This window comes from Nocardia sp. CWNU-33 (assembly GCF_046764895.1).
GTDB lineage: Bacteria > Actinomycetota > Actinomycetes > Mycobacteriales > Mycobacteriaceae > Nocardia.
This window is the reverse complement of the sequence record NZ_JBKOQN010000021.1, coordinates 26,948-48,706: the sequence shown is the minus strand read 5'-3', so window position 1 is coordinate 48,706 and position 21,759 is coordinate 26,948. Positions and strand designations below refer to the sequence as shown.

General features: G+C 67.6%; 15 protein-coding genes. 5 read left to right on the top strand and 10 right to left on the bottom strand.

What is annotated here, in order from left to right; all coding sequences use genetic code 11:
- Positions 1 to 204: 204 nt before the first annotated feature.
- From ACLMAL_RS25705 to ACLMAL_RS25690, 4 genes are all read right to left on the bottom strand, one after another.
- A complete protein-coding gene (locus tag ACLMAL_RS25705) occupies positions 205 to 4,962 on the bottom strand; it encodes an alpha-(1->3)-arabinofuranosyltransferase family protein (protein WP_412001497.1) in 4,758 nt (1,585 codons plus the stop codon).
- 83 nt (positions 4,963 to 5,045) lie between these two features.
- Positions 5,046 to 5,216, bottom strand: a complete 171-nt coding sequence (locus ACLMAL_RS25700; RefSeq protein WP_328407234.1) for a DUF2613 domain-containing protein — start codon at positions 5,214 to 5,216, stop codon at positions 5,046 to 5,048.
- Between the two features lie 299 nt (positions 5,217 to 5,515).
- Positions 5,516 to 6,610, bottom strand: coding sequence for an isochorismate synthase MenF (locus tag ACLMAL_RS25695; protein WP_412001418.1), 1,095 nt, complete (start codon positions 6,608 to 6,610; stop codon positions 5,516 to 5,518).
- Positions 6,611 to 6,958: 348 nt separating this feature from the next.
- Positions 6,959 to 7,438, bottom strand: a complete 480-nt coding sequence (locus ACLMAL_RS25690) for a universal stress protein (RefSeq protein WP_412001417.1) — start codon at positions 7,436 to 7,438, stop codon at positions 6,959 to 6,961.
- Between the two features lie 314 nt (positions 7,439 to 7,752).
- Between ACLMAL_RS25690 and ACLMAL_RS25685 the strand changes: the two genes are divergently transcribed.
- The 3 genes from ACLMAL_RS25685 to ACLMAL_RS25675 all read left to right on the top strand — a co-directional run bounded on the left by ACLMAL_RS25685 (position 7,753) and on the right by ACLMAL_RS25675 (position 11,122).
- Positions 7,753 to 8,922 (top strand): glycoside hydrolase family 3 N-terminal domain-containing protein, encoded by a 1,170-nt coding sequence (locus ACLMAL_RS25685; protein WP_412001416.1) that lies wholly within the window; start codon positions 7,753 to 7,755, stop codon positions 8,920 to 8,922.
- A gap of 302 nt (positions 8,923 to 9,224) precedes the next feature.
- Positions 9,225 to 9,824, top strand: a complete 600-nt coding sequence (locus ACLMAL_RS25680; protein WP_328407226.1) for a TetR/AcrR family transcriptional regulator — start codon at positions 9,225 to 9,227, stop codon at positions 9,822 to 9,824.
- A 131-nt stretch (positions 9,825 to 9,955) separates the two neighbouring features.
- A complete protein-coding gene (locus ACLMAL_RS25675) occupies positions 9,956 to 11,122 on the top strand; it encodes a DUF5685 family protein (RefSeq protein ID WP_412001415.1) in 1,167 nt (388 codons plus the stop codon).
- 77 nt (positions 11,123 to 11,199) lie between these two features.
- Here the strand turns inward: ACLMAL_RS25675 and ACLMAL_RS25670 are convergent, their stop codons facing one another.
- Entirely contained in the window at positions 11,200 to 12,093 is an 894-nt protein-coding gene (locus ACLMAL_RS25670) for a MaoC/PaaZ C-terminal domain-containing protein (RefSeq protein ID WP_412001414.1), read from the bottom strand.
- Positions 12,093 to 13,451, bottom strand: a complete 1,359-nt coding sequence (locus tag ACLMAL_RS25665; protein ID WP_412001413.1) for a 3-oxoacyl-ACP reductase — start codon at positions 13,449 to 13,451, stop codon at positions 12,093 to 12,095. Before ACLMAL_RS25665 ends, ACLMAL_RS25670 begins: the two co-directional genes overlap by 1 nt.
- A gap of 243 nt (positions 13,452 to 13,694) precedes the next feature.
- Here ACLMAL_RS25665 and ACLMAL_RS25660 point away from each other — a divergent pair, with 243 nt between their 5' ends.
- Entirely contained in the window at positions 13,695 to 15,011 is a 1,317-nt protein-coding gene (locus ACLMAL_RS25660; protein WP_412001412.1) for an acetyl-CoA C-acetyltransferase, read from the top strand.
- Between the two features lie 330 nt (positions 15,012 to 15,341).
- Here the strand turns inward: ACLMAL_RS25660 and ACLMAL_RS25655 are convergent, their stop codons facing one another.
- From ACLMAL_RS25655 to gnd, 4 genes are all read right to left on the bottom strand, one after another.
- Positions 15,342 to 15,575: a carbohydrate-binding module family 14 protein gene (locus ACLMAL_RS25655; protein ID WP_412001496.1), complete on the bottom strand. Its 234-nt coding sequence runs from the start codon at positions 15,573 to 15,575 to the stop codon at positions 15,342 to 15,344.
- A 286-nt stretch (positions 15,576 to 15,861) separates the two neighbouring features.
- A complete protein-coding gene (locus tag ACLMAL_RS25650; RefSeq protein WP_412001411.1) occupies positions 15,862 to 16,062 on the bottom strand; it encodes a helix-turn-helix transcriptional regulator in 201 nt (66 codons plus the stop codon).
- Between the two features lie 249 nt (positions 16,063 to 16,311).
- Positions 16,312 to 18,066, bottom strand: a complete 1,755-nt coding sequence (locus ACLMAL_RS25645) for an SDR family oxidoreductase (RefSeq protein ID WP_412001410.1) — start codon at positions 18,064 to 18,066, stop codon at positions 16,312 to 16,314.
- Between the two features lie 276 nt (positions 18,067 to 18,342).
- Entirely contained in the window at positions 18,343 to 19,374 is a 1,032-nt protein-coding gene (gene gnd / locus ACLMAL_RS25640) for a phosphogluconate dehydrogenase (NAD(+)-dependent, decarboxylating) (RefSeq protein ID WP_412001495.1), read from the bottom strand.
- A gap of 322 nt (positions 19,375 to 19,696) precedes the next feature.
- Here gnd and ACLMAL_RS25635 point away from each other — a divergent pair, with 322 nt between their 5' ends.
- Positions 19,697 to 21,634, top strand: a complete 1,938-nt coding sequence (locus ACLMAL_RS25635; RefSeq protein WP_412001409.1) for a VanW family protein — start codon at positions 19,697 to 19,699, stop codon at positions 21,632 to 21,634.
- Positions 21,635 to 21,759: the final 125 nt, after the last annotated feature.

The following is a 21,759-nucleotide window of genomic DNA, read 5'->3' as shown; positions in this document are numbered from 1 at the left end:
AGGCAAACCGGAACGTTGGGGTAGCCAGTGGTGGTCCCTCGATTCCGCTCGGCAGCAGCCGGGCGCAGCGAACTCATGGCCCTGCCAACGGCGCTCGACAGATCGAGGTAGCGCACGTCGAATCAGCCACAGCGTCGGATTCGTTCGTGCATGCGCGGCGCGGCAGCGGCCGGGAAGTCTCCCTGCTATTGGTCTGTCCGTGTGTCAGTCGGTCTTACGCGGTGCGAGCGCGGCGACTCCCACCGCGATCACGGCGATCAGCGCGGGCACCTGCACCCACAGCGAGCCGCCCATGTATCCGCCGGGGGCACGCCACGGTCCGGTGGACAGCGCCGCTGCGGCGACAGCGGTCCCCAGACCAGCCACGGCCGCAAGGCTTTTCGACACCACACGGGGGGCGAATCTGGCCCCTGCGATACCCGCGATCGTCAAAACGGTTCCGACCGGTCCTGCGATCACGGTGATGGCGGCGCTCAGCCCGATCTCCCCGAGCAGGCGATTGCTCCGGTTGACAGGAGGGGATCGATCTTCGGTGCCGGGGGTCTGGCCGGTGGCGAAGCTGGAGTGTGCGGCGTCCGAAGCGGTGTGGTTGTCGCTGGAGTCGGTGGGGTCGACGTTTTCGCCGGTGTGGTTGTCGCGCAAGTCGGTGAGGTTGACGTCCCCTGTGGTGTGGTTGTCGCTCGAGCCGGTGGGATCGACGTCCGAGGCGGCGTGGTCGGCACGCGAGTCCGTGCGGTCGATATCCGAGCAGTTGCGTGCCACGTCCGAGTCCGTGGGGACGGCCGTGTCAGGTGATGTCCCAATGCCGATCGGCTTCCGATGCTTGCGTGGTCGAAGCGGGATCGCGAGTGCGACAAGGGGGATCAGGAGCAGCAGCCCACCGAAGATGCCGAGGCGGTACCAGCGATCTGCGGGGAACTCGATGGTGAACGGGCCCTTGGCAGCTGCGGGAACAAGCCAGGCCTGCTGCCAGCCGTCGACGATGACAGGGTCGAGGATGCGGCCGTCCGCTGTCTGCGCCCGCCAGCCGACGTTGTTGCTGAGCGGCAGCACCAGCAGTCGGGTGCCGGGCGTCGAATCTTCTCGACGCTGCGTGTCGGCCTCGGACTCGGGTAACTGCTGGAAGGCCGGCTCGGGCGGGGCATTCGAGCCGGTCTGCGCGGGGTTTTCGGCGTCGGCCGTCGCCTCGGTGGTGAGGTCGGTCCGGTCCAGGCGGAGTCGGTCGACGAAGAAGAGATCGGTGGGTGCGACGGTGACGTCCGCTCGGCCGGGTGCGACGGCGATGTCAGAACTCTCGGAATCAGGCTGGGGTAGTTCGGAATTCGGGCAGACCCGGGCGGCGATCGGTGCGCCGGAGCGAAGCTCGTCGACGGTCGCGGTGAGAGTGGTGTGGACGAAGCGTCCGCCGAGGGCGATCGTGGGTCCGTCCGTGCACGCAATGGTGATCTGCCGATCGAGCGCGGCCGGTGCGGGGTAGTCCGGCCCCAGCACCGTGACCTCTGCGAGCCCGGGCGGCTGGGTGACGACGAAGCCGAGCGCGGTGCGGTCGAGCACGTCTTGCCACGTCTGCACACTGAGTTCGATGCGGTCGGTGACGCTGGGGTGCAGCGAGATTCGTACGGGTGCGCCCGGCTCTCGCGGCTCGATTTCACGCACCTGCGGCCCGTCACCCAGATTGACCACCACCGCGGTGGGTGCGGCGGGCAGTCCGCCCGCGGAGGAGGTCAGTTCCAGCCCGGTCACGAGGGCAGGCTCCGGCAGCTCGATCGTCAGTGTCGGCTTGCCGCCGGTGAGGTTGCGGACCGAGCCCTCCGGTGCGGTCCAGCTGGTGCGCGGATCGCCGTCGGTGGCCGCGAACGCGGAGCCGCGCAGATCACCGACATCGGCTCGGCCGCGGGCCACCGGTCGGGTGTGGTCGGTGAGCAGTGCCGCCAAAGCGGGACCCTGCCTGGTGCGGACGGTCAGCTGCGGGGTGACCGTCACGGGTGCGGGAACCGAGATCGTGCGTTCGAAAGTCCCGGGTTCCTCCGGGGCGAGGGCGAGCCCCTTGCTGCACCGCACTCGGTCCGGCGCGTCGAAACAGGCACTGCGGCCCGGGAATTCCTGCCCGAGATCCCATGCCTGCACCTGGGCGCCGGACGGCGGCGGTGGCAGCACGGTCCGATGCCGGATGCCGACGCGCACCGGTTTGTCACGGACGGTGTAGTCCTCCAGCGTGATTTCACTGATGCCGAACTGTCCACCCCGCGTGCCGGTTTCGGTTCGGATGGCGGTGATGGACAGCCAGTTCGTCCGTCCGGCGGGCAGCGAGATGGACACCGGCGCACCGGGTTCGGATATCCGGGCCGAGACGCTGCCGTTCGCAGTGCGCACCTCCACCCATTTCACGGGGTCCCCGATCGCGGCGGCACTGGTGGACAGGTGCAGCAGTCCGGAGCTGATCGGCTGGTCGAGGTCGAGTCGAAGCCATTGTCCGAGTGCGCGTTCGATGCCGTTGCTGATCCACGCGGTCGACGGGTCGTCGTCGACCACCGCCGCGGTGGAGCTGCCCGGCGCCGCGCCGCCGAGCTGAGTGGCATCGCCCGCCGAGCTGGACGCGGTGATCGTCGCGCCCGACCATTCCCCGCGCACCAACTCGGCACCGGGCACCGGGTAGTCCGGCACCAGATTGTGGGTGCGGCGGGCGTCCTCGGCGGCGCGCAGCGCGGAATTATGGTTGTCGACCCTGCCGAAATCGGCTTCCCGGTCCATCGGGGTATCCGTCACGGTCAACGGACCGATCGGCAGCCCGGCTTTGCTCGCGTCGGACGCGAGAAGTACCGGTGTATCGGCCTTTCCGCGGTCGCGCCGCAGCCGTTCCAGCACTTCGGGCCCGCCTTGGATCACCGGCACCGTCGCCAGCGGCACCGTGTAGGCGCCGGGAAAAGATTTCGGGGCACCCGGCCCGCTGCGGACGTCGGCGGGAGTTCCCGGCGGCGGCACGTCGACCCGGTAGATCTCGATGGCCGGGTACACGGGGCGCAGGTCGCCATCCGCGACCAGGTCCTCGGCGATGACGGCCGTCTCGATGGGAGCGCCGAATTCGGCCACCTTCGTCAGCCCCGGCGAGCCGTCGAGCGCCTGGTGCGCCAGCATCGGCCGGGTCGAGCGGGAGGTTTCCGGGTCGAGATCGTTGCGCAGCACCAGGATTCCGATGCCCTGATCGGCGAGTGTCGCGGCGAGTCCGGTCGATGGCCTGCCGTCGGCGATCAGCCGCTGTACCGAATCCATCGCGCGGATGGTGCCGGGCGGGTTCAGCGGCACGGCGTCCCGTACCGCCCACGGCGTGCTCGCGAGCGCCTGCAGCGGTTCGTCGCGGGTCAGTCCCCATACCTGACTGCCGAACGGTGCGCCGGGCACGATCAGCGCGCGGGTATCGGAGGCGTTGTGTGCCAGCCAGTCCGCGGTGTGCTGCCAATACTCGGGGACGTGCTCGTAGGAACCACGTGGCGCCAACTTCACTGTCCACGCCAGCGAGGTGGACAGCACCAGCGCAGTGAGAATCAGCGCGGCCACCGCCACCGACCGATCCCGCTCCGGATGCGCGAACGCACTGCGCCATACCGGCATCGGCACCGCAGCGGGCAGCGGCACCCTGGCAAGCAGATGCGCGAGGCCGAGCACGAGCGGAAGCCGGATCAACGGCTCCAGCTTGTGCACATTGCGCAGTGGTGCACCGCCGGAATCCAGGAAGGTCCGCACCGACTCCGCGAACGGTCCGCTCAACTCGCCCGCGTAACCGGCGCAAATCCCGACAAGGCCGACGATCAGAATGAGTGCGAGCCGGCCCCGATACGGCATCGATCGCATGGCAAGCCCTGCCATCCCCGCCGCCGCGAGCAGCCCGGTCGCGAGTACGGCCGCGGGCTGGGTGACCAGCACCGCGCCCGCGATGCGTTCCGGCGACACGAACGGCGTCCAGCTGTCGGTGCCGCGCAGCACCTCACCGAGCGACGCCCACTGCGTGGTCACCCCCGAGGATTCGATGTAATCCAAAAATGGCGGGCTCACCTTGCCGAGCAGCAGCAGTGGCACCGCCCACCAGAACGTGGCGAGCATGAGCAGTGGAATCCACGCCCGGGTGAACCGCCACCAGTCTCGATTCGCCTGATGGGACGCCGAACGAGCACGCTCGATGCCAGTTCCGCCCGGGTGTTGCGCTTGCCTGGGTAGCGGTGAGCCGCTCGCCGCTGATGCGCTGCCGGGCCGGGTTCGGTCCGAGCCTTGCGCCGGAGCTGAGGTAGCCGCTGCTGATGCGCTGCCCGGCGTACTCCGCCGAGCGGTGCGTGCCGGGTTGAACAGTGGCGAGGCAGCCGCCCACCACAACAGTGCGGGCAGGAAGGCGGCGACGGTCGCCACCGCGTTGACCGAACCCATCAGCGCCAGCGCGAGCGCGCTGCCTGCAGGGGAGGTCGCGCCGCGGCGGCGGTATGCGGTGCCCAGCGCGGCGGGACCGAGCAGGACCCACGGTGCGAGCATCATCGGCAGCGTCTCCGAGGAGATCGAGCCGAGGGTGGTCAGTACGCGCGGCGACAGCGCGAAGGCGACAGCCGCGATAATGCGGGACCCGCGGCTGCCGATGCCGAGTGTCTCGCAGAGCCGGATGATGCCCCAGAACCCGGCGAGCAGCAGCAGTGCCCACCAGATCCGTTGTGTCACCCAGGCGGGCAGACCGAGTACATGCCCTGCGGAGAAAAACGCGCCGTGCGGAAAGAAGTACCCGTACGCCTGGTTCTGCACCTGGCCCATCGGGGCCTGACTGCTCCACAGGTGCGCGGCGCGTTCGAGGAAACCCAGCGGATTCTGCGCCAGGTCGTACTTGGTGTCGGCGACCGTGCGGCCGGGCGCCTGCAGAAACGTCAGCAGGAACGCCGCGACCACGGTCCCGACGAACCACCGTCTACCGAGCGGGGCGGCGCCGATCTCGCGACCCGAGCCGTGCGGCCCGCCGTCTCGGCTGGGCGCCGCTGCGGAGGAGCCGAGCGAGTCGGCGGATGAAGCGGAGGTCAGCGGCTGCCGTACTCGACGCTGTTGAGCAGCGAGGAGTCGGAATCACCGGTGTGGTCGATGTCCGGACGCGTGTTCTGCTGCACAGCCACGGTGATGATCAACACCGCGATCGCGCCCAGCACGGCGCCGGCGACCGCACTCGCAACACCAGGGACAGCAAACTTCATCGCGGCACTCCAATACATCGATGCAGGCACATTCCGGGTCAACCTAGCAGTAACACGGCGCTTCGCGTGCGTTCAGCCCGTCGATAACCGACATCAACGGGCACAGCCGCTGACATCCAGCGATTGCGACCGCTCGACAAACGATCCATCCGGCGCGGTTATGGCCCGGAGCCGACGGACAAGCTTGTCGATCTGCACGGCGCTGTATTCCGTCATGGATGTCGCCGTGGTGGCTGTGACTGCGGGTCGAATGGGCACGTTCTCGGGCCGCCGTCGGCGGCCCGCTTGTTGGAACCGGATCAGCCTTCCGGGATCGCGCAGTGCAGGCTGCCGAGCAGGGTGCGGAGTTTGGCGGTGGTCTCGTCGAGTTCGGCGTGTGGATCGGAGGCGGCGACGATGCCGCCGCCCGCGAAGGCGCGCACCGAGCGGCCGTCGGCCGAGAGTTCCGCACAGCGGATGGCGACAACCCACTCGCCATCGCCGTACTCGTCGCACCAGCCCACCGCGCCGCCGTAGAAGCCGCGGTCCTCTTCCATGTGAGTGATCGTGTCGAGCGCCAAGTCGGTCGGCGTCCCGCAGACCGCCGGTGTGGGATGCAGCAGCAGCGCCAGATCCAGGGCGGTGGTCGCGGGGTCGCGCAGTCGGCCGGTGATCGGCGTGGCGAGGTGCCAGACCTCATGGGTGTTGATCAGCTCCGGACCGTCGGGGATGCTCAGCTGCGCGCACACCGGGGTGAGTTTCTCCCGGATCCAGTCGACGACGAAGGCATGCTCGTCACGATTCTTGTTGCTGGCCAACAATTCGCGTGCCTGCGCCGCATCCGCCTCGGGATCGGCGAGCCGTGGCAGCGTGCCTGCGAGCGGCCGCAGCGTGACAGTGGTGCCATGGCGCGCGACCAGAACTTCCGGCGTAGCGCCGACCAGCGTGACATCTGCTCGTCCCGCGGGTGTCAGGTCGACCGCGAACACATTGGCGTGCGGATGCCTGGTGAGCAGATGTCCGGCCACCAACTCCGGATCGAGTACATCCTGTGCCTGCGCCAGTACCGATCTGGCGGCAACGACCTTGCGCAGTCGCTGCCCCGGATCCTGCAACTGCTCGACCAGCTTCGTCACCCGCGCGACATGCTCTGCCGGACTGGGTATCTCGGTGACCACAGCCACCGCGGGTAGCTCGGGCAAGGCGGCGGGCCGCCATGGTCCCGCAGTGTGCTGTGCCCGTTCCGGGACGCTCAGCGCGGCAGGCCGCCGCGGATCGAACGGCAGCGCACCGACCACCAGCTTGGCGGTGCCGTCGCGCAGTGCCGCCACCGCTCGCGTGGGTTCGTCGAACGCGATCCGCCTACCGGATGCGCGAACAACACCACCTGGCTGAGCGAGCAGAAAACCGTCCATGATCCCTCGACCCTAATCGCACTGCCGGACGGAGTCCGTCGCCAGTCGCGCCGGGCTGAGCGAAGGCGAGGCAGCCGCTATTGCGCCGGGCCGAGCGAAGGCGAAGCAGCCGCTATTGCGCCGGGCCGAGCGAAGGCGAGGCAGCCGCTATTGCGCCGGGCTGAGCGAAGGCGAGGCAGCCGCTATTGCGCCGGGCCGAGCGAAGGCGAGGCAGCCGCCTAACACCGCCACCCCGCACGCACCACCTCAGCGACCCATATCTCACCGCTGCGGTCGCGCCGCCGAGTCGGTGGCGCATGGCCGCTGCGACATGCCGCGGAGTCTCTCCACGAGCTGCCACTCGTCGGGCTAGCGGCGGGGCTCCTTGCCCGGCGGCACCATCAGGACGGGCCGGTGGCAGTGCTTGAGGACGGCGTCGGCGACGCTGCTGTGCAGCAGGGCGCGGATGCCGGTGGCGCCACGAGTGCCTGCGACGATGATGTCGACGTCGAGGTCGTCGGCGCATTCGACAATGGCGTTCCAGATCGTCGTGGTGCATTCGGTGGTGCGCGCCTCGGCATTCAGGCCGGCGAGCTTGGCCAGCCGGACGCCCTCGGTGTTCACGTTGCGGGCGTCGACGTAGGCGATGTCCTCGACCTCTTCGTCGGGCACCCATTCCGGCTGCATCACTCCGGACAGGCCGGACAGGCGCGCGGCTTGGCGCACCATCGGTTCCCACGCGGTCAGCACCACGGCTCGGTTCGCGGAAAGGAACCGCCCGGCGTATTCGATGGCCCGCTTGGCATTCTCGGAGCCGTCGTAAGCAATGAGCATCAGATCGCAGGGCACGATGACCTCCTGGTCGGAGTCACATGGCTACGCAATCAGGCTACTCCGGGAGGTCACTGTGGCGGCCGCGCCGCGCGCGGGCAATCGGCCGCACGAAATGGGTGAATGGTCGATGTAGGCAGGCGGCCGGCGCCCCGATTGCCGGAATACTGTTCGGGGCCAAGCGAATCCCCGCACCGGACCGGCCAGCCGCGCGATCGGTCGCCCAACACCGCAGCTGGTCACCGTAAACCCAACTGGGCAGGGTAGGGCGCTCGTCCGCTGCGGCGGGTCGCACCCCGACGCGTCGGGGTCTGCGATTACCGTTGACACTCATGCGGAAGACGCCTCTCGTTCTGCTCGCTATCCTCGCCGCCGTCGCGACCTCGTGCTCGAGCGGTGACACCACTACCGCCGCGACAACCTCGCGGGCGCAGCCGACCGACGCGCTGCCGGGATCCGCGTCGGGGGTACCCGGCACTGCATCGGCAAAACCGGATTGCGCGGCCGACTATCTCGCGCGATTCACGCCACGTCAGAAGCTGGCACAGCTGTTGACCGTCGGGGTCACCGGCGCCGCCGATGCCACGAATGTGGTACGCACCGAACAGGTGGGCGGTATCTTCGTCGGCGGTTGGACGGAGCAGGCGCTGCTGGCCGACGGTCAGATCGGCCAGGTTACGGCCGCGGCCAAGGTCCCGCTGATGGTGACCATCGATGAGGAGGGCGGCCGCGTCTCTCGAGTCAAGGACTTGATCGGCGTTGCGCCCTCGGCACGGGTGACTGCGCAGACCATGACGCCCGACCAGTTCTACGACGCCACGCTGACCAGGGGCAAGGCGCTGAAGGACCTCGGCGTGACGGTGGATTTCGCGCCCGACGTGGACGTGAGCAGCCAGCCCGACGATTCCGTCATCGGTGACCGTTCGTTCTCCGATGATCCGGCCGTGGTGACCCGCTACGCGGACGCCTACATCCGCGCCATGCGTGAGGTCGGCGTCGGCACGGTGATGAAGCACTTCCCGGGCCACGGCTCCGGCTCCGGTGACTCCCACACGGGCGCGGTTCGCACCCCGCCGCTGGACCAACTGCAGACCGTCGACCTCGCTCCGTTCCGCACCCTGATCAACTCCGGCGCTGCGGTCATGGTCGGTCATCTCGACGTGCCCGGCCTCACCACCCCCGGCATCCCCGCCAGTATCAGTCCCGAGGCCATGTCGCTGCTGCGGGACGGCACCGGATACGGCGCCGCGCCTTTCCGTGGCGTCATCTTCACCGACGATCTCGGCGGCATGGCCGCGATCACCAGCCGGATGAGTATCGAGGAGGCGGTCGAGGCGGCGCTGGTCGCGGGCGCCGACAACGCCCTGTGGATAACCACCGACGCGGTACCGCAGGTGCTCGATCGTCTCGAGGAGGCGGTGTCGAGCGGTCGCCTGCCTGCCGCCCGCGTCGATGCCTCTGTGCTGCGTATCGCGCGCTACAAGGGCGCGCTGACCTGCTGAGCTGACGCTCGAGCCGTGTTGTCCGAGGCCGCCGTCCCGCAGCGATCGGGGACGGCGGTTGTCGTGTGTGCGGAGCGCGGGCTCGATCCGTGATCGCCCGGCGTTCCCAGAGATGTACAGAGTCAGGTGACGGGACGCGTCGAGTCCGGCATGATCACCGGGCCGATCAACTCCGGGTCGGCGGATCGTCCCTGGCGTTGTGACATCTCATCACCGCGATATCGGGCGACTGGTGAGCAAATCCAACCCACGGAACTTACCTTGGAGTAATATAGGAACTTCACCATGCGGTAGGAGAGTGGATGGCTGGCGGGACGAAGCGACTTCCTCGGGCGGTTCGTGAGCAGCAGATGCTCGACGCCGCGGTCGAGGTGTTCTCGCGCAAAGGCTTCCACGACACCTCGATGGATGCGATCGCCGCCGAGGCCAAGATCTCCAAGCCGATGCTGTATCTCTACTACGGCTCCAAGGACGAGTTGTTCCGCGCCTGCATCCAGCGCGAGGGGCTGCGATTCATCGAGTCGGTGGCACCGGCAGGCAACCCGCAGTTGTCCCCGCACGAGCAGGTCCGTACGGCGCTGGAGGGTTTCCTCGGTTTCGTCGACAGCAACCGTCGCTCCTGGCAGGTCCTCTACCGCCAGGCCATCGGGCAGCAAGCCTTCGCCTCGGAGATCGAGAACGCCCGCGAGCGCGTCATCGAGCTCACCGCCAAACTGCTCGAGTCCAGCGCCAAGCATGCCGAGCCTGGCACCAACTTCGACGTGGTGGCCGTAGCGGTCATCGGCGCGGGCGAAGCGATCGCCGACCGGGTGGCCGCCGGAGGGATCGAAGTCGGCGAAGCCGTCGACCTCCTCGACGACCTCGCCTGGCGCGGCCTCGCGGGTCGCAAGAAAGCCGAGTAGCTCGCCTCTGGCGAGATGTTTGTCGCTCGGCTTGCCACGTCGTCGACGGGCTGACAGAGTGCGGGAGTTCATCGAGTAAGGACCGGCTGATTCGGTGGCAGCCGGGGAGGGACGGGGCGGAATTGTTCGGGATGTTGCGGCCATGTTCGCATGGCGCGGAGAAATACGGCATCGACGCGACAGAGTGGCGCACCCATATGTGTGGGCTGTGTCTGGGATTGCGCGACGGGCACGGGCAGTTGGCGCGGACGGCGACCAATACCGATGCGATCGTGCTGAGCGTGCTGACCGAGGCTCAGCTCTCCGGGCCGATGGCGCGGACCGCCGCGGGGCCGTGTGCGTTGCGCGGCATGCAGCGGGCCACGGTTGCCGCTGCCGACTCGCCGGGGGTGCTGCTGGCATCGACGGCATCACTGTTGTTGGGCGCGGCCAAGATTCGCGATCATGTCCAGGACGGTGACAGTTCGGCGCTGACCAGACGGCCGATGACCAAGGTTTCCGGCCGGTGGGCCGAGCGGGCACGATCGCAGGCGAGCCTGATCGGGCTGAACGTGGAACCTCTTGTCGCCGCGATAGATTCGCAGGTCGAACTCGAACGTCGCGCGGGCGATGCACAGTCGATGCGCGCACGGCCGACCCTGGATCAGCTGACCGCACCGACCCAGATCTGTGCCTCGGAATTGTTCGGGCACACCGCGGTGCTTGCCGACCGTCCAGAGAACATCGCCGCATTGCGCGAGGCAGGTAGACATTTCGGCCGTATCGCGCATCTCGCCGACGCTGTCGAGGATTTCGATGCGGACAGCACGCGCGGTCGCTTCAACCCGCTCGCGGCCACCGGAACGACCATGCCGGAGGCTTATGACCTACTGCGGCAATCGGACTCGCAGGTCCGCGCGGCCGTCTCCGCGGCCGGGCTGGATCAGGTGCCAACCGTCCGCTGGATGCTGCTGGACCCGCTGCACGCCCTGGTGCGCAAGGTGGGCCGCGGCGTCGGCGCAACTGCTAACGCCTGCAACGCATCCCGCGACAAGGTGACCTTGCAGTACCCCGGTCCGCCCAACACCGGGCACCGCCCGCCGACGCGCCGCCCCGGCCTAGGCGAAGCTCTCGCCTTGGTCCTAGGTGTCTACTGCACCGGCTACGCCTGCTGCGCCGACCACACCAGCCCGTGCTCCGGCCAGCGCAAAGACGCCTGGATCAAGAATTGCGACTGCGGTAACTGCTGCGATTGTGGTGATTGCTGTGGCAATTGCTGTGACTGCGGTAATTGCTGTGACTGCGGCTGCGACTGCTGAGACATTGTCGTCGACAGCGTGCCGGAAAAGCCGGAGCCGCACCTGCATTCGAGGTGCGGCTCCGGCTCCAACTTTGTTCAGCGCAGCGTGGCAGTCAGGTGCGGGTAACCCTTCTTCGGGTTGCGCAACGCCAGATCCCAGCCGCCGTCGACCTGATCCGCGTACACGTTCACCGTGGACGGCAGCAGAATCGGCTTGCCGAACTTGACCGCGTAGGTCGTCTGCTCCGGGATGCGGCCCTCGATATTGCCGAGGATGTTCGCCGCCGACCACATGCCGTGCGCGATCGCCTTCGGGAAGCCGAAAGCCTTGGCGCCCAACGCGGAAGTGTGGATCGGATTGTGATCACCGGACGCGGACGCGTACCGGGTGATCGTCTTCTGATCCACCCGCATCGTGCGCAGCGGCGGCGGCGGAACCTCGTCCGGCTTCGGCTCCGGCTTCGGTCCACCCGACAATGAGGTGCGCTGCTGGTGCAGGAAGGTGGTGACCTGACGCCACACCAGCTCCCTGCCGACGTTGACCTCGGTCACCGCATCGACGAGCAGACCCTTCGGGTGCTCGCGCAGGTTCTCGATGTGTGTCGTGAAGTCCAGCGGCTCGCTCACCGAGATCTCGCGGGTGCGCTCGATCAGGTTCTGTGCGTGCACCGCACCCACCGCGACGAACGGAAAGTCGCGCGCCACCACCAGTCGCATGGCAAGCGGGAAGCTCAGGATGAATGGGTAGGTCAGCGGCAGCGAGTCGTTGAACCGCAGTCCGGTCGCCCGGCAGTACGCGGCAAGGTGGTCCGGGTCCACCTTGAAACCCTCGAGCCGGACGGTCCGATCCGGCAGGGTGGACTTGCGTGCCGAGACCAGCGGCACCGGGACCGCGCCGAGCGCGGCCTTGACGAACAGGCTGCTGTTCTTCGGAGGTTCGGTAAGTGTGATCAACTGCGTCTTCTCCCGCCCTGTTCGCGCCCGTGCCATCATGCTCCGATCAGGCTCTGCCCGCAGACCCGAACCACGTTGCCGCTCACCGCGTTCGACGCCGGGCTCGCAAAGTAGGCGATGGTCTCGGCCACGTCGACGGTCTCGCCGCCCTGCAGCAGCGAGCTCATCAGGCGGCCCGCCTCACGGGTCGCAAGCGGGATGGCGGCGGTCATCGCGGTCTCGATGAAGCCGGGCGCGACCGCATTGATGGTGATGCCCTTCTCGGCCAGCTTCGGCGCCTCGGCGTTGACCATGCCGATGACACCGGCCTTGGAGGCGCCGTAGTTGGTCTGACCGCGGTTGCCCGCGATGCCCGCGATGGAGGACACGTCGATCACGCGGCCACCTTCCTTGAGCGCGCCACGGGCGACCAGGCCCTCGGTAATGCGGTGCGGCGCAGCGAGGTTCACGTTGATGACCGATTTCCAGCGGCCCTCGTCCATATTGGCGAGCAGCTTGTCACGGGTGATGCCCGCGTTGTGCACGAGGATGTCGATGCCGCCGAAACGTTCGGTGGCGAATTCGGCCAGCTTTTCCGCGGCGTCGGGCGCGGTGACGTCCAGTGCGAGCGCGGTGCCGCCGACCTTGTTGGCAGTGGCCGAGAGCGCCTCGCCCGCGGCCGGGATGTCGGCGACGATCACGGTGGCGCCGTCACGGGCGAACACCTCGGCGATGGTCGCGCCGATGCCGCGGGCCGCCCCGGTGACCACGGCGACCTTGCCCTCGAGCGGGCGATCCCAGCTGGCGGGCGCTGCCGCGTCGTCCTTGCCGACCCGAATGACCTGGCCGTCGACGAACGCCGACTTGGCCGAAAGCAGAAAGCGCAGGGTGGATTCCAGGCCGGTCGCGGTCGGGGCCGCCTCCGGGTGCAGGTACACCAGCTGGGCAGTGGCGCCGCGCAGCAGTTCCTTGGCGATGCTGCGGGTGAAGCCCTCCAGCGCGCGCTGGGCGATCTGCTCGTCCACGCTCGCAGTGAGCTCGGGGGTGGTGCCGATCACCACGATGCGGCCCGACGCGGCAACACTGCGCATGGCGGGCTGGAAGAACTCGTAGAGCTGCGAAAGGTCCTCGATCGAGCCGATGCCGGTGGCGTCGAAGACCAGCGCGCCGTACTTCGCGCCCTGGCTCGGTGCGTCGGCGAAGGTGTAGTCCGACAGCAGGGTGCGCACCGGCTCTGCGACGCGGCCCTTGCCGCCGAGCAGCACCGGGCCGGGCAGCGGCGGCTCGCCCTTGGTGTAGCGGCGCAGGCTCTGCGGCTGCGGCAGGCCCAGCTTGCTCGCCAGGAACTGTCCGGGGGCAGAGTGTACGAACGATCCGTAGAGGTTGGGAGCACCCTTGCTCTTGTTCGCTGCCACTGTTTCTCCCTTTTCTGTGTCGTGTGTGTGCTCGACTCGCCGGTGGCTGCCGGCCGACCGGTGCTGCTCGTTCACTGCACGTCCCCAGGCGAAATTACGCACTTGCGCGGGGTACGGTGTCGACAACAAACTTACTCCAGAGTAAGTTTAAAGTAAACCAACGCGACGGTGCGCCGATCCGCGCGGAAATTTCCGTGCGAGCACCGGGGCGCCGGCCAACCCCGACGAGACCTGGAGACTCGAGTGACAACCAAAGCCCGTTCGGCGAAGAGCACGGCCAAGAAGGCGCCACGCCCGGTTGCGATCGTGGGCGGCAACCGGATTCCGTTCGCCCGCTCCGACAAGGCCTATGCCCACGCCTCCAACCAGGACATGTTCACTGCCGCGCTCGACGGCCTTGTCAGCCGGTTCAACCTGCAGGGCGAGCGCCTCGGCATGGTCGTCGGCGGCGCGGTGCTCAAGCGTGTCGGCGAGCACGGCATGATCCGCGAGAGCGTGCTCGGCAGCAAGCTCAGCCCCTACACCCCGGCCCACGACCTGCAGCTCGCCTGCGGCACCGGTCTGCAGGCGATCGTCACCGTCGGTGATGCGATTGCGGCCGGTCGCATCGACGCGGGTGTCGGCGGTGGCACCGACACCACCTCCGACGCTCCGATCGGCGTCAGCGAAGGCATGCGCGAGTGGATGCTCGACGCCAACCGCGCCAAGAGCAACAAGGACCGGCTCAAGCTGGTCGGCCAGCTGCGTCCCGGCATGCTCGGCATCGAGATCCCGCGCAACGCCGAGCCGCGCACCGGGCTGTCGATGGGTGAGCACGCCGCCATCACCGCCAAGGAGTTCGGCGTCGCCCGCGAGGCGCAGGACGAGCTGGCCTACCTGTCGCACAAAAACATGGCGGCCGCCTACGACCGTGGCTTCTTCGACGACCTGATCACCCCGTTCCTCGGCCTGACCCGCGACGACAACCTGCGCCCCGGCTCGACCGTCGAGAAGCTGGCCACCCTGAAGCCGGTCTTCGGTGTGAAGGCGGGCGAGGCCACTATGACCGCGGGCAACTCCACCCCGCTGACCGACGGCGCCTCCGCGGTGCTGCTGTCCAGCGATGAATGGGCCGCCGAGCGCAACCTGCCGGTGCTCGCGCACCTGGTGGACAGCGAGGTCGCCGCCGTCGATTACATCCACGGCCCCGACGGCCTGCTGATGGCCCCGACCTACGCGGTGCCCCGCATGCTGGCCCGCAACGGCCTGACTCTGCAGGACTTCGACTACTACGAAATCCACGAGGCCTTCGCCTCCGTGGTGCTCGCGACCCTGCAGGCCTGGGAGTCCGACGCCTACTGCAAGGAGCGCCTCGGCCTCGACGGCGCGCTCGGCTCGATCGACCGCAGCAAGCTCAATGTCAACGGCTCCTCGCTCGCCGCGGGCCACCCGTTCGCCGCCACCGGCGGCCGCATCGTCGCCTCCACCGCGAAGATGCTGGCGGAGAAGGGATCCGGCCGCGCGCTGATCTCCATCTGTGCTGCGGGCGGCCAGGGTGTTGTCGCCATCCTGGAGCGCTAACCCGCCTCTCCGCGTCTTCAGGCCGGACTCGGGTGCCGCGAGGGTGGCGTCGGCGGCCGGCGGAGAGGTGATGGGTGAGTTCGCCGGTACCCGGTGAGTTACCCATGTGCTGACGAAATCAGTTGTCCTGTAGAGACGGCTGAAAGTGAGTACACGACGAGAGGGGTATTCGGTCGGTTTCCCGATCGGATACCCCTTTTGTCGTATCCATGCCGGACCGCCCGGCCGCGACGTCACTCGAGCGTGCGGTCATATCCAAACCAACTGGGGTCCATCGTGTTTGGCGCTTTCTCTGGCGCTCCGTTGGTCTCTCCATGGATACGGCGACGCTCATTCTCGGCGAGCCGCCGCACCCGCGCTGGCAGGCCAGTCGCAGTACTCGCCAGTGCGATTCCAGATCAGGCCCGAAGGACATGACTGAATGGTCGCGGTATTGCCTCTGCACTCTATGTATTTGCTTCGATCGTTCGGATACTCGAAGTACCCGTCCGGCTTGGGGCAGGTGTAATCGGCAACGCTGTCTGCATACCTTTCGCCCAGAGCCGGAGATGCTGCGGCAAGCATCAACCCCGAACCGGCCAGCAACGTCGCAGCGGGCAAAACGAGGACACGCACGAATCTCACGATCGTCTCCTTCGGTTGTTGTCGCAGACCTTGCATCATGACATAGCACCCGCCCCATCATGATCCGCTCAGTCGATTCGGCGTAGCGCGCGAATCGCAAGCAGTGCGTCCTCGCGGTCCCAGGGTGACCGGACCCGTGTGCCGCGCCGCTGGCGTCAGGGCACCAGACTGCCGTGCGCGGCGGCGAACCGAACCAGACCCGGGGCGATTCGGTCTTCGAAGCTGGTCAACTGATGACCCCCAGTGTGAGACCCACGGCGTCCGCCACTGCGACAACGGTTGCGATGCTTGTCGATCCGCTCCCGTGCTCGATCCCGCGAACTGTCCGAGTCGACGTGCCTGCGAGTTCCGCGAGTTGCTCCTGAGTCAATCGGTGCCGGCGTCTTGCTGTTCGGATCGCCCGCCCGATGCTGATGATCGCTGCCATTCAGCCTCCGATGGCGGCAGGATTCTGCCGAATCTGTAGTGATGCGGCCGACGCTACCGGAGGTCGAAAGAATTCGGCAGAATCTCGCCGGTTGGAATGCCGAACCGGCGATCTGGTGTGATGAGTTAGCGGAATCGGCAAAATCATGCCGGTTCAGTCGGCGCCCTGGCGCCTCTCCGCGCCTGCCTGCCGTACTTGGGCGCCGCGATGGTGGCGTTGGTCCGTCGGTGTTATTCGAACCCCGTGGTGTCAGCGCACCAGCCTGATGCGGGCGGCGGCGAAGCGGACCAGGCCGGGGGCGAGTCGTCCGACGATGTACTGCACCCGTGCTTCCGGCGTCACCGGAACGACTTGCCGGTCCTTCTGCACCGCTCGCACGATCTGCCGGGCCACTTTCTCCGGTCCGTAGCCGCGCCGTTGGTAGAGGCGGTCGTACCGTTGCTGCCTGCGTGCCTCTTCTTCGGGCGAGACGCCCGACATCCTGGTGTTGCGCACGATATTGGTGTGCACGATGCCGGGGCAGATGGTGCTGACGCCGATGCTGTGCTTTGCCAGTTCGGCGCGTAGGCAGTCGGAGAACATGAAAACGGCTGCCTTGCTTGTGGAGTAGGCGGTGAATCCCTGCTGTGGCATATAACCGGCCATGCTGGAGAGGTTCACGATGTGTCCGCCGAGTCCGCGCTCGATCATGTGACCGGCGAAGGCGCGACAGCCGTTGACGACTCCGTTGAGGTTCACATTCAGCACGCGCTGGAAATCTTCGGTGGAGGTGTCGAGGAAGCGTCCGGCCTGGCCGATGCCCGCATTGTTGATCAGCACGTCGGGCACGCCGTGCTCGGCGATCACGCGGTCGGCGTGCTTGCGCACTGCCGCTTCGTCGGAGACATCCAGTTCATAGGCGTGGGCGCGGCCGTCCGACCGGGAAATCAGCGCGACGGTCGCCTCGGCGGCGGTGATGTCGATATCCGACACCACGATCTCCGCGCCTTCCTCGGCGAAGGCGAGTGCGGTTTCCCGCCCGATCCCGCTGCCGCCACCGGTGATCACCACCAGTTGGTCCTCGAACGGCTTGCGCAGCACACCCATTCGCGCGCGCCGCAGGGCGCGCGACTGTGGCGCGCCTGCCATCGCGTCGATCAATTCGACGGCCGCCGAGGCGAGTAGTCGCGGATGGGAGAACGGCAGCCAATGCCCGCCCTGCACCACGCGCAACCACACCGCGTCGACCCAGTGGTCCTCATCGGAGTAACTCGACTGCCGCACCGCGGGATCGCGGGTGCCGATAATGATCTGCACCGGAACCGAGGTGTGCTGCGCGCGGCTGCGCAGCGGATTGGTGGCCCAGGTCGATCGGTAGATGCGCAGGCCACTCGCCATGTCCTGCTTGAAAGTGGGGGCCAGCTGGATCTGGTCGGGGGCGGCTCCCTCTGTGCGGGAAAGCCAGGTCCGCCAACGCTCTTCGCTCATCCCTGTCGCGATCACCGCCTTCGGAAGCACCGGCAGCGAGAAGACGCCCGAATAGGCGAACGAGCCCAGTTGTGCCAGCGGCAGCGCGATATTGCGCGGTGTCGGCCGGGCCAGCCTGCTGCGTGCCCAACTCGCGGTGTGCGCGAGGCTGGGACCGGAGACCGAAGTGAACGACGCGACAAGTCGCTGGGCGTCGGGCCGCGCGATCACCTCCCACATCGCGATGCTGCCCCAGTCGTGCGCGAGCACGTGGACGGGCTCGCCATTGCCGAGCGCCTCGATCACCGCGACGTAGTCCGCCGCGAAATTCGCCACCGAAATGGCCTTGGTGCCGGGTGGGTTGGACGACTCGCCGTGCCCGCGGTTGTCCACGCTCAGCACCCGGAATCGCTCGGTGAGTTCCGGTACGACGTTGTTCCACAGATGGTGGCTATCGGGCCAGCCGTGCAGCAGCAAGACCGTCGGGCCTGCCGGATTGCCCTGCTCGAAGACGGCAATGTCCACCTCGCCGTTGCGCACCACATGTTTCTCGACCATGAAGTCAACCCACCTTCCGGACCGCGGTAGCGGATGTCGCCCTCGGGTTCATTGTGTCTGAGACGGCACGTTTCGGATAGCCCCTCCGTGTCCGGCGGCAATGTCTGCCTGCCCCGGGGCCGTGGTAGCGGAGACGGCGCTGGACTCCGGGTCGAATCGGCCGGGCTTGCGATCGCCGGTCTGTTTCGTACCCACGCCAGGACGTGCCGATCACCGGCCGGGCTAGACCTCTTCGGTATGCAGACCATCGACCGGCTCGACAGCGACGTCGACCGGCTACTGCTCCGGCAGCTCGTTGTGCCCGCCGAAGGCCTGACGCATAGCCGAAAGCATCTTGTCCGCGTACAGCGATTCGCCGCGCGAGGAGAATCGCGCGAACAGCGACGCCGCGAGGACGGGCGCGGGGACTCCGGTGTCGATCGCGGCGTCGAGGGTCCACCGACCCTCGCCCGAATCCGAGACCCGGCCGTCGAACGAATCGAGGTTCGGATCGGCGTAAAGGGCGCCCGCGGTCAGGTCCAGCAACCATGAGGCGACTACCGAGCCGCGCCGCCACACCTCGGTGACCTCGGGGATGTCGATCGCGTACCGGTAGTACTCGGGATGCTCGAGCGGCGTCTCCTCGGCGGAGAACCGAGCGTCGTGGTTCGCGCCGATATTCGCTTTGTGCAGGATGTTCAGCCCCTCGGTATAGGCCTGCATGGCGCCGTACTCGATGCCGTTGTGCACCATCTTCACGAAGTGGCCCGCACCGGCCGGGCCGCAGTGCAGGTAGCCCTGCTCGGCCGCGGACGGTTCGCCGGTGCGGCCCGGTGTCCGCTCGGCGGCCTCGACACCGGGAGCGATGGATTTCAGGAGTGGATCGAGGTACTTCACCTGTTCGGCCTCGCCGCCGATCATCAGGCAGAAGCCGCGCTCTAGGCCGAAGACGCCCCCCGAGGTGCCGATGTCCACGTAGTGAATTCCCTTGGGCCGCAACTGCTCGGCGCGTACGAGGTCCTCGTGGTAGCGGCTGTTGCCGCCGTCGATGATGATGTCGCCCGGCTCGAGCACCTCGGCCAGTTGATCGATGACCGCACCGGTGGCGCCTGCGGGGATCATCACCCAGACCACGCGCGGTGTCTCCAGCTTGCCGACGAAGTCTGCCAGTTCGGTGGCGCCCTGGAATTTCGCAGTGCCCAGCTCGGCAGTCAGTTCGTCGATGCGCTCGGGTTTGCGTTCGTAGCCGACGGCGGTGTGCCCGTCCTTGACGATGCGGCGCACGATATTGCCGCCCATCCGGCCTAGACCGATCATTCCCAGCTGCATACCCATCCATCTCCCTCGTGTATTCGAGCCCTGATAGCGAGAGTCCTGTCCTGGTCGATTGTCCCGCGCCGGTCGGCCACGGTCGCGTTCAGCGGGTGTAACGCTCTGGTTCGGGGTGGCGATATTCCAATCGGCTCCGCGTAGTTGCCAGACCCCCGACCCGGCAACTCCGCGGGGCCCTTCCATGTTCTACCGTGGGCCCTTTGCGCAAGGTTTGCTGCAGATCTGTGCTCTGCGGACCATGCCGGTAGCGGCCACTATGGTTGGCGGAGACTCGCAACCGTGCGAGGTCCCTTTTCATCTCGAGCGGGGAGGACGGTTCGTGACGAGCGAATCGAGCGCCGGGCGTGACGGTCACGGCAGACACGAAAGCGGCGAAGTCGGACTGCGTCAGCTCCTCGAATCGACCCGTTCTCCGTTACCGGACGCGTCCACCGGCTGGGCTGACGACTCGACGCCCACCCAACCCCTGCGGACGACCGCCAGGGTGCAGCCACCCCGTCGCCCGCCGGTCAGCGAAGCCGCTACCGAGCGCTGGTCTCGGCGCCAGGAACCGCAGCCGCAGTCGCAACCCGAGGTGAGCGGGTCACCGAAGGCGCCCCTCGTCAAGAAGATCGGCATCGGGATCGGCGCCTTCATCGCGGTGGCCGGATCTGTCTATGTGGCTGACCTGCTGTTGTCCGCTGGGGAAGTGCCGCGCGGTGTCGAGGTCGCCGGCGTCAGCGTGGGCGGCCTCGACACCGCCACCGCGGACACCAGGCTGCGTGCAGTGCTCGGCCCGCGTTCCGGGCACGAACTGCCCGTGCAGATCGCCGATATGCAGACCAAGCTGCTGCCGAGCACCGCGGGGTTGGAAGTGGACTGGGCGAGCACCTGGGAACGCATCGGCTCGCAGCCGCTGAATCCGGTCACCAGGCTGACATCACTGTTCACCACCCGCGCGGTGCCGATCGCCAGTGTGGTCGACAACTCGGCGCTGGATCGTCAGCTCACCGCGTTGCGGGTGCATGACCGGCCGACGGTCGAAGGCACCATCAGATTCGAGGGTGGCAGACCGGTAGCTGTGCCGCCGGTGCCGGGGCGGGTGCTCGACGAGCCCGCGGCGCGCGCAGCGCTGATCGACAACTGGATCTACGGCACGCTGATCGATCTGCCGGAAACGGCCGCGCCCATGACCGTCCGTCCGGAAGCGGTCGATCGGGTATTGCACGAGGTCGCGGAGCCCGCAGTGCGCGCACCGATCACCTTTGCGGGCAACGGTGCAGCGGCCAAGCTGGAGCCGGAGCAGATCGCGACCATCTTGTCTTTCGCGCCCGATGGGAATGGCGGACTCGCTGCGACCTTCAACCAAGAGCTCGCGACCGGTTTGCTGGCGCCCCAGCTCGCCGCCTCCGAAGTGGAGGCGAAGGACGCGACATTCAGTATGGCCGGTGGCGCGGCGAAGGTCGTTCCGGCGATTGTCGGCGACAAGATCAACTGGCCGAAGACGCTCGAGCAGCTGCCGAATCTCGTTGTCATGCCACAGGAACGCACCGCTCACGCCGTCTACGAGAAGGTCGACCCCAAGCTCACCACCGAGGCCGCACAGGGCCTCGGCGTCACCGACGTCATGGGCCAATTCACGACCAACGGCTTCAGCGGCCCCTCCGGGGTGAATATCCGGGTGGTCGCGCGGAAGGTGAACGGCGCCATCGTCAAACCTGGAGATACGTTCTCGCTCAACGACTTCACCGGCCCGCGCGGCACGGCCGAAGGCTACGTCGAATCCGGCATCATCGATCACGGTCGACCGAGCACCGCCGTCGGCGGCGGGATCAGCCAATTCGCCACCACCCTCTACAACGCCTCCTACTTCGCGGGCCTCGAGGACGCGGGCCACACCGAGCACAGCTACTACATCTCGCGCTACCCCGCCGCTCGCGAGGCCACCGTCTTCGACGGCGCCATCGACCTGCGCTTCCGCAACAGCACCACCAACGGCGTGTACATCGAGACTCTCACCACCGACTCCGACGTCACGGTCCGGCTCTGGGGCACCAAGACCGTCGATGTCGAGTCCATCACCGGCGAACGAGACAAGCCGACCGAACCCAAGACGGTCACCCTCCCGAAGGGCAAGGACTGCATCGCCTCCGAGGGCGCTCCCGGGTTCACCGTGTCCGATACCCGCGTCATCACCGATCACAAAACCGGCCGGGAAGTCTCACGTGCGACTCGGACCGTGAAGTACGACCCGATCCCTGTCGTCAAATGCGAGTAGGTCGGGCTTCGCGCGTCGGCACCGGGGGAGTTGCCGAGGAACCTGCGGAGGCCGCCTCGAGCCTGCCTTCCCGCCCGGACGAGACCTGAGGTTGCGGGCGGCGGCGCTACCCGTACAGTTCCGGA

Bases quoted from the DNA above. Each gene is read 5' to 3' on its own strand.
- ACLMAL_RS25700 (WP_328407234.1), bottom strand. From the start codon at position 5,216: ATGAAGTTTGCTGTCCCTGGTGTTGCGAGTGCGGTCGCCGGCGCCGTG.
- ACLMAL_RS25695 (WP_412001418.1), bottom strand. From the start codon at position 6,610: ATGGACGGTTTTCTGCTCGCTCAGCCAGGTGGTGTTGTTCGCGCATCC.
- ACLMAL_RS25685 (WP_412001416.1), top strand. From the start codon at position 7,753: ATGCGGAAGACGCCTCTCGTTCTGCTCGCTATCCTCGCCGCCGTCGCG.
- ACLMAL_RS25680 (WP_328407226.1), top strand. From the start codon at position 9,225: ATGGCTGGCGGGACGAAGCGACTTCCTCGGGCGGTTCGTGAGCAGCAG.
- ACLMAL_RS25675 (WP_412001415.1), top strand. From the start codon at position 9,956: ATGTTGCGGCCATGTTCGCATGGCGCGGAGAAATACGGCATCGACGCG.
- ACLMAL_RS25670 (WP_412001414.1), bottom strand. From the start codon at position 12,093: ATGGCACGGGCGCGAACAGGGCGGGAGAAGACGCAGTTGATCACACTT.
- ACLMAL_RS25655 (WP_412001496.1), bottom strand. From the start codon at position 15,575: ATGCTTGCCGCAGCATCTCCGGCTCTGGGCGAAAGGTATGCAGACAGC.
- ACLMAL_RS25650 (WP_412001411.1), bottom strand. From the start codon at position 16,062: ATGGCAGCGATCATCAGCATCGGGCGGGCGATCCGAACAGCAAGACGC.
- ACLMAL_RS25645 (WP_412001410.1), bottom strand. From the start codon at position 18,066: ATGGTCGAGAAACATGTGGTGCGCAACGGCGAGGTGGACATTGCCGTC.
- gnd (WP_412001495.1), bottom strand. From the start codon at position 19,374: ATGCAGCTGGGAATGATCGGTCTAGGCCGGATGGGCGGCAATATCGTG.